Annotated in this window: 3 protein-coding genes; all 3 read right to left on the reverse strand. The window is 34.3% G+C overall.

What is annotated here, in order from left to right; all coding sequences use genetic code 11:
• Window positions 1–114: 114 nt before the first annotated feature.
• The 3 genes from F6K13_RS30325 to F6K13_RS30335 all read right to left on the reverse strand — a co-directional run bounded on the left by F6K13_RS30325 (window position 115) and on the right by F6K13_RS30335 (window position 1,968).
• Window positions 115–750, reverse strand: a complete 636-nt coding sequence (locus tag F6K13_RS30325) for an ABC transporter ATP-binding protein (RefSeq protein WP_287289448.1) — start codon at window positions 748–750, stop codon at window positions 115–117.
• A gap of 128 nt (window positions 751–878) precedes the next feature.
• Window positions 879–1,487 (reverse strand): type II toxin-antitoxin system PemK/MazF family toxin, encoded by a 609-nt coding sequence (locus F6K13_RS30330; RefSeq protein ID WP_287289450.1) that lies wholly within the window; start codon window positions 1,485–1,487, stop codon window positions 879–881.
• A 1-nt stretch (window position 1,488) separates the two neighbouring features.
• Window positions 1,489–1,968 (reverse strand): type II toxin-antitoxin system antitoxin SocA domain-containing protein, encoded by a 480-nt coding sequence (locus F6K13_RS30335; RefSeq protein WP_287289452.1) that lies wholly within the window; start codon window positions 1,966–1,968, stop codon window positions 1,489–1,491.
• Between the last annotated feature and the right edge of the window lie 80 nt (window positions 1,969–2,048).

The following is a 2,048-nucleotide window of genomic DNA, read 5'->3' on the forward strand; positions in this document are numbered from 1 at the left end:
GAAACAGATAAAGATAAAGAGACACTCAATTACAAAATGTTTACTTACCGATCAGGTGGTCTTTTGCGTAAAATGCTCGGACGAGGAGATGAACTGCCTTGTTGTAACGAACCATCAATTACAGGGTCTCCTCCTCAGTCTGTGGGAGGAGTCCCACCAACATTTATCAGCTATTGGTAAAAGGTCACTAGCATCATGGGTGACAATCAATAAACTCCAATGATTTTTCAATTTAGCCAATAAATTGACAAGTTGTTTTCGCATTGACCAATCTAATCCTGCTGTTGGTTCGTCTAACATTAATAGATGAGGTTGTCTAATTAGTTGTACTGCTAAAGCGAGGCGACGTTGTTGACCTCCACTTAAAGCATGAGGTGATGTACTTAATAATAGGTCTTGAAGTCCTACTTCTTCCAGAGCAGAAGATATTTGTTCTGGCCGTATCTCTGGATGGCCTAATCGTAATTCTTCGAGAATAGTAGCACCGCAAAAATGTCTTTCTGGGAATTGAAATACTAAACCACCGAGTTGTTGTAGATGTTCGGAGGTTAATTTTTGGTCTCGCCAGCAAATTTCTCCTTTGGAACATTCAGCTAAACCAGCTAATATTTCTAATAATGTAGTTTTGCCAGAACCGCTACGACCGATAATTAGTCCCATTTGTTGAGGTGCTAGTTCCAGATTTATATTTTTGAGAATAGGAGTAGTACTAGCTGCTGGATGATAGTGTAGGTTTTTGAGATATAGCATTAATATGTTCTAGTAGATATGACTTACTACTTGCGATAACTTACAGAGAAACGCTGAGTATAATAGTTAAAAATTATATGGTGAATGTATGTGGTATTTACCGTTGAAAAATTCGTAATTACTGTTGATTAAGAACTAAATTCATCTATCAATTTTTCGATAACTAAGTGTCTTTGATTTTCTGGCATTTTGTACATGATCTCAATCAAAAGTTCAGAAGACACATTTTTAGTAAACCAATCATCTGGTTCTAAATCAAAAAGGTTTTTTAAACGTTCTCCTATTGCTTCTCTATCTGGTTTATCTAGTTGTCCAATTCGCTCTTTCCATTTTCCTTCTTTGTTCTTAAAGTAATTAGCATCAATAGTACATATCTGATGAACAAGAGCAAAAGATTGTTTGTCTAGACAATTTTTAGTGGTTGGGTTAATTGGATAAGTTGTTGGTAGACCTTTATATGTCTCTTGAGAAGTTAAAGGAATAGCATTAAAAGTTTCTATATACCCAGACTCATCTGAAAATTTATTACTTGTCAAAACAATATAGGGATGTTCACCTCTTAAAACCCTGCTAGGATTAACTTTCTGTGTGCAAGATGAGTGCTGGCATTCAACATAATCTAGAGGTTCTATATCATATAAATAAGTATGGTTTGATTTGCAAGTCAAATAAACTTTTTGGGGATTAATAAAATAAATCCAACCTTTTCTAGGTTTTTGGTTTTTTTGTTCAACCACTCTAAACCCCTAATTCCTCATTTAGCTTTTCTCTTTCTTTTTGCAAGTTAAGTTTAACTTTTTCTTCGGGTTTATGAGTATCTTTCACCACTAGCATTGGGGCAGTGTTATAAACATAATCTAGTAATTGATTAAGTTTATCTGAACCTGCCCATTCTCTCCGAATATTATCTAACATTAACATTAGACTTCTAGGTAACTTTAAATCCTCTGTTTTTCCTGCTTCAGCACCAAGTTTAATAAATTTTACCTGTCCTTCTGATTCTTGACAAATCTTTTTACTATTCATGCACTCTAGAGCCATATCTATATCTTCGTGCCACGGGCCGTGGTTATAAAAATACCAATCTAATTCAGTTAGTTGTTTTCCTGTCCACTTGACGGAGTAAAGATCCGCAAGATACAAGAACTTAACTAGCTGTATTTTTGTAATGTGTCCTTTTGTCTCATAGACAAAATACTTGATTAGATCTTCTAGCATAGTTTTTATGTGTATAGCTTTAAATTTGAAAAAAGTTTCAGATGAATATATTTTATCTATTATTGTAAGCATTTAGCTGA

The organism is Okeania sp. SIO2B9, from assembly GCF_010672505.1.
GTDB lineage: Bacteria > Cyanobacteriota > Cyanobacteriia > Cyanobacteriales > Microcoleaceae > Okeania > Okeania hirsuta.

Bases quoted from the DNA above. Each gene is read 5' to 3' on its own strand.
- F6K13_RS30325 (WP_287289448.1), bottom strand. From the start codon at position 750: ATGCTATATCTCAAAAACCTACACTATCATCCAGCAGCTAGTACTACT.
- F6K13_RS30335 (WP_287289452.1), bottom strand. From the start codon at position 1,968: ATGCTAGAAGATCTAATCAAGTATTTTGTCTATGAGACAAAAGGACAC.